This window comes from Terriglobia bacterium, assembly GCA_020073185.1.
In the GTDB taxonomy this organism is placed as follows: Bacteria; Acidobacteriota; Terriglobia; order Terriglobales; family Acidobacteriaceae; genus JAIQGF01.
In genome coordinates this window covers 1-5,510 of record JAIQFT010000109.1, presented here as the reverse complement: position 1 = coordinate 5,510, position 5,510 = coordinate 1, and the positions used below count along the sequence as shown (strand labels likewise).

Below are 5,510 nucleotides of genomic sequence, written 5' to 3'. Positions count from 1 at the left end.
CCTGCGTCCATCTGCTTCAACGCGGCGATCATCTCCGCTTCCGTGTGCCGGCTCCGAGACATGCTCCTCCCCGATCTTTCGCTTCCGCGAAACTGTGAAATCATACTCAGTTGTGTGCGGATTTAGGGGAGCAGGTCACCTGCACTACCACAAACAGGGTTCCTCTCCAACGCCCAAACCGGGCGCCGTCTGAGATGACGACGCCCGGATATTCGGGGTATGAGGTTAGGCGCCGCGGGAGGGCACGGCAGTAAGACCGAGGCTTTGTGAGGTGTCGTGTGGGACAGTCTCTATTCAGCCTCCTTCGCCCCAACTGTACTGGGGCTTGCAGTCGGGTTTCTCGGACTGCGCAGACGCCCTCGACGTCCGCCCAGCACGACGACCACACACCCAACCGCTGCGTTGAGTCTGCGCCTGTTCTTGGCTGTCGGCAAGGACAAAGTTAACCCATGCCTTCAGACCGGCGCCATCGTCGGTTTCACCTTATTAAAGGCCGCTACCGCACAAAACCGTGTATCATTAGGCGCGTTGTGCGATACTGCGCACCTTGTAGTCACGGAAAACTGCGATACTGGTTCTCTCCACTTCCGCTCCTGCCGTTCGGTTGAGCCTATCGGCGGCTTTGCCTTTTTTGGAACCGGGCGTTCCAAGGCACCGCAGTTCGGGATACCCAGCACGACTCCGCTCTTCTGGTTCGTGGGGCGGAAGGTTGCTACTTGCCGGTCCGGTAAATGGGGTTCGTTGAGTACAATGCCGGCGCGATGCAGATTCAGGGTTCGCTGTTGAATGTGATCCTGCACGAGTAGTCGGCATTCATTCCAAGGAAATAGGTCATGCGCGCGTGAAGGTTCACCTTGTAAACCCAAGTGATGTGTCGTTCGGAACTGCGGTCATTACTCCGCGATGGCTCTATGTTCTCGCTGCTGCGACCCCGAAGGCTTATGGGGACCCGGCCATCGTGGATGAGACCCTTGACCCGGTTGACCCAGCCAGCATTCTGCCCGGCGACGTGGTTGGCATAGGCGTCCATACTGCGAACGCGCTTCGCGGTTATGAGATTGGGAAGACTGCCCGTGACCGCGGCGCGTACGTCGTCTTCGGCGGAATTCACGCGACTTTATATCCGGAAGAGGCGGTCGAGCTCGGCGGCGCCCACGCGGTTGTCCAGGGCGATGGCGATCAGGTCTGGCCCACGGTGCTCGCTGATTGCAGCCACGGCGCTCCCAAGCTGACCTATGCGGGGGGTCGGATCGAGGCGAGTCAATTCTCGCCAGCGCGCTGGGACTTGCTCCCCCGGAACCGGTACATGTGGGCCTCGGTGCAAACCGTTCGCGGCTGTCCCAAGCATTGTTCTTTCTGTTCCGTCTGGCGCACCGACGGTCAGCGTCCCCGCCAGCGTACTTCCGATGCCGTCATCGAGGAGATTGTCGAATTGCGCCGGCTGGGCTTTCGCTTCATCGCGCTTGCCGACGACAACTTCTATCCGGTAACCCTCAGTGACCTGCGCCTGGCGGCCCAACAGCGCAACTCAGCCCGTCTGCATGAACTGGAATCGATGCGCGCGGAACGCTTCGAACTCATGTCGCGTTTGGCGAAGCTGCCTGACGTGCAATTCTTCACTCAGATCACCATGGAAGCCGCGGAAGATCCGGAGTTTCTCGACGCCATGCGGGCAGCGCACATAATCGGCGCATTGGTGGGTGTGGAATCGGTCACCCCGGAAGGTCTCAAAGACGTTTACAAGGATTTTAATCTGGCAGGGGAACACCTGGTGCAGCGTCTTCAGACCTTCCGGCGCCACGGCGTCCATGTGTTGGGGTCCTTCATCTTCGGCTTGCCCAGCGACAATCCGTCCACGTTCCTGGCGACTGCCGAGGTGGCGGACCGGGCCGACATTACGTTCGCGCAGTTTGTGATGCTCACGCCCTTTCCCGGCACCGTGGATTTTATCCGCTGGGAAAAGACCCTGGGAGACGCGCCCGAAACCATCGCCGGCATACCCATCACGCGACGGTGGCTCATCCCCACCCATCTTCGTCCCAAGCTTTTCTGGCCGCACCCGGTGATGTCGGCGGAGGAAATTCGCCGCCAGACACAAGCGGTGTGGGACAAATTTTATGCCTGGCGTTCCATCTGGAAGCGCTCCCGGTTTATCAAGTCGCAGCGGGGGCGCCTGGCTTTTCTGCTCATTTCCAGAATCTACCGGCACATGTATGCCGATACGGGCATCGCGACCGACAGCGCGAGGAAGTCTTCTTCGGCGCGATGGGCACGCTGGCTGGCGAAACCCTGTCGACGCCTGTTCGCCGGGCGACCTATGCCGCACCTGCAAGTGCCACCGGCGAACCCGGCGGTACGGCTCCTCGCCGCAGATTGATGCCGTTCTCCGCGCTGGTGCTGGAATGAGCGCGCGGGAGCCAGTAAGGCCGGCAAGATTTTCCGGCGATGAAAGATCATGATTTCGATGAGCCGAATCAGTCCGCTCGACGCGCCCGGTCGGCGATTCTTGGCAGACTGGCGCGCTCAGCCGAGGCTCGCAACCAGAGCTGAGGTGAAGTTCGCGTTCCTCGATTCAGCGTGGCGGATTTTATGCGTCCCGCGGAAGGAATTTGTGTGAAGAAACTTTATGTAGGCAATCTCACGTTTTCCACTACAGAAAACGATCTGCGCGAAATGTTTGCGCCCTACGGCGCGGTGGAAAGCGCTTCGCTGGTTACCGATCGCGACACTGGCCGCTCGCGCGGGTTCGGCTTTGTTGAGATGACAAACGACGCTGAGGCAGCATCCGCCATCTCGGGGTTGAACGGCAAGGACTCGGGCGGACGTCCTCTCACCGTCAACGAGGCGCGGCCTAAGACGGAGCGTAGCGGTGGCGGCCCGCGCGGCGGCTCCCGGGGCGGCGGCGGAGACGATTATCGCGGACATGCGCGCCAGCCCCGCGAGCCTCGCTGGTAGGGTTCCCAGCACCCAGTTCTTGGGATTCCGGCCGGCAACCAGAGCCGAGACGCTATGCTGCAGGCAAGAACGCCGTAACCACGGTGCCCCTGCGGGCGGGCTTCGTGCTGCTCCGGACGCGGAGCACACCCCCTGTGCTGCCGCGTTCCGCCCGAGCCGCGGGCCGAGCGGCGACCACCCGGAAGAGGACGATTTGAGATAATTGAGAAGAGGCGTGCCGCTGCTGCATCCAGGCGGTGGTTTAGGCGGAATCGCTGTTGGCGGGTGGCGATCCAGGCTCATGGAATGTGATGAGAACGCTTCCGCCTCGGTGCACATTGGTGACCAGCGCCGGGCGAAAACAGACGAGGCAAGTTCCGTCTTTGCGACGCACGCTCGGGTGAACAAGGCCAGCCAAACCCGAGGCCAATAATTCTCGCGCCAGCTGTTGGGAGCTGATGTACCTGGTCGGGCTCAGGCACTCGAAGTTATTGGATCGAACCGGAAACGTTCACCTTCGACGACTACTTGGCCGACTTCCATGCCGCCTATCACGACCTCAGAGGTGATGGCGCATACGGATCGCCTGTCACAGGTGCGCGTCGGCAAACTCTGTGGCATTCCTAGCATGCCGAAATATCGTATGCGAACGCTGAGCGCAAGTATGTTTGGTCGGGACGTGAAGTGGCGTACTGCCTTCGTGGTCATATTCATTTTGACAGCGGCACTTGGAATTAGTGCGCAAGAGCGCGGCTGGTCGAAACGTGGGGCAGGGAATGCTAGTGCCAACGAGCGGGTTGAGGCCCCGGAACTGACGGTCCGGACACTCGTCCGAGCAGGGCGGATTGATAACCTTCGATGGCCCGATTTTTCCGATTTTCGCAACGACGTGGAAAAGTTTTATTCGCGCTTGGAGTACGCGCCAGCCTGGCTGCGGGCGGGGCGCGCCAGTTCGCAGGCGTTGCAGATGATCGCAATTCTGCAGGAAGCAGACAGCGAGGGTCTCCGTGCCGAGGACTACGACTCTTCTCGCTGGGCTGAACGGTTGGCCCACTTGCGGGGCCAGCACTCCGTGTCCGAGGAAGTGCGTTTCGATGTAGCGCTGACGGTTTGCGCCATGCGCTACGTCTCGGCTATTCGGGTGGGGAGAATCAATCCGCGGTATTTCAAGTTTGCGCTCGACGCAGGCCCGCAGGAACTGGATCTTCCCAAGTTCGTCCAGCAGCGTCTTGCTAACGGAAAGGAGTTGAAGTCCGAACTGGCGGGCATCGAGCCGCCCTTTGTTGGCTACCGCAAATTGCGGGAGGTTCTTGGAATGTACCTGCGGCTTGCCAAGGAGGACGATGGGCAGAAGCTGCCCATGCCCACGGAACCCGGATATCCCGGGCCACCGTACCCTGGCTTTGCCCGGCTGACCCGGCTGCTTCGTCTCCTCGACGATCTACCTGCAAGCTACGCCGCTGCTGCCGCGAATTCGCGGATGTTCGATCCAACTCTATTGCAGGCGGTCGGGCGCTTTCAGGAACGCCATGGGCTCCCCGCGACGGGATACCTGGACGACAAAACCATGGAGCAGTTGAATGTTCCTCTGACAGACCGGGTGGACCAGATACGGCTTGCCATGGAACGATACCGTTGGTTCCGTTACCACCAACGGCAAGAGTCAATCGTGGTGAACATCCCGGGATTTCATCTCTATGCATTGGACGAACAAGGGAAGATTGCTCTCAGCATGAGAGTGGACGTGGGCGAGGATTTTGACAATACGCGAACGCCCGTAATGGACGACAGCGTCGAATATGTGGTTTTCCGCCCCTACTGGGATGTGCCACCCGACATTCAGAGGGACGAGCTGATGCCGATCATCACCGCGACGCCTGACCTGTCCGCATTTCATTACGAGGCCGTATCACCGACCGGGCAGGTGGTCGCTGATGCTAAGTTGACGCAACCATTATTAGAGCAGCTTCGTGCGGGCAAACTTCACATCCGGCAGCGCCCGGGCTCCGACAATCCCATGGGGCTGGTGAAATTCATATTTCCGAACCGTTACAACGTATATCTTCATGACACTCCGTTGCGGGAAATTGAATTCATCGTTCCGCAACGGATCGTCAGCCATGGGTGCATTCACGTCGAAAACCCTGCCGAGCTGGCGGCGTGGATGTTGAGGGATCAACCCGGCTGGACTTTACAACAAGTGCAGCAGGCGATGCACCATGGCCAAGACGACCTGCGAGTAGACCTTTCCAAGCCGCTGCTGGTGCTGATTTTTTACACAACGGTTTCGACGTGGCGACACGGGCATGTTCACTTCTATCGCGATATCTACGGGTACGATGCCGACCTTCGGAAGGCTCTGGCGAGAGGCTATCCATATCCGCAGTGAGATTGAAACGAAAAGCGCGGCCGGCCAAACCAAAACGCCCAGGCAAGGCTAGCAGCCCGTGGTGTAAGTAGCTGAATTTCGGCACGGGCAGCGGCGTACTCGGTTGCGTGAGTTCGCCAAGTTTTTCGCGCGGGACATCGAGATTCCACTTCTGCACGGCCGATTCCGATCTTCCCGGCGCGGGAGT

4 protein-coding genes are annotated in these 5,510 nt (G+C 59.8%); 3 read left to right on the top strand and 1 reads right to left on the bottom strand.

The annotated features are described in order from the left end of the window. The first annotated feature begins 841 nt into the window (after positions 1 to 841). Entirely contained in the window at positions 842 to 2,377 is a 1,536-nt protein-coding gene (locus tag LAN64_20385) for a B12-binding domain-containing radical SAM protein (protein ID MBZ5570185.1), read from the top strand. Between the two features lie 212 nt (positions 2,378 to 2,589). Continuing rightward, positions 2,590 to 2,955 (top strand): RNA-binding protein, encoded by a 366-nt coding sequence (locus LAN64_20380; GenBank protein ID MBZ5570184.1) that lies wholly within the window; start codon positions 2,590 to 2,592, stop codon positions 2,953 to 2,955. 241 nt (positions 2,956 to 3,196) lie between these two features. Here the strand turns inward: LAN64_20380 and LAN64_20375 are convergent, their stop codons facing one another. After that, positions 3,197 to 3,412 (bottom strand): RES family NAD+ phosphorylase, encoded by a 216-nt coding sequence (locus LAN64_20375; GenBank protein MBZ5570183.1) that lies wholly within the window; start codon positions 3,410 to 3,412, stop codon positions 3,197 to 3,199. Between the two features lie 90 nt (positions 3,413 to 3,502). Between LAN64_20375 and LAN64_20370 the strand changes: the two genes are divergently transcribed. Next, positions 3,503 to 5,323 carry a L,D-transpeptidase family protein gene (locus tag LAN64_20370; protein ID MBZ5570182.1) on the top strand — a complete coding sequence of 607 codons (1,821 nt, stop codon included), beginning with the start codon at positions 3,503 to 3,505 and terminating at the stop codon, positions 5,321 to 5,323. The last annotated feature ends 187 nt before the right edge of the window (positions 5,324 to 5,510 follow it).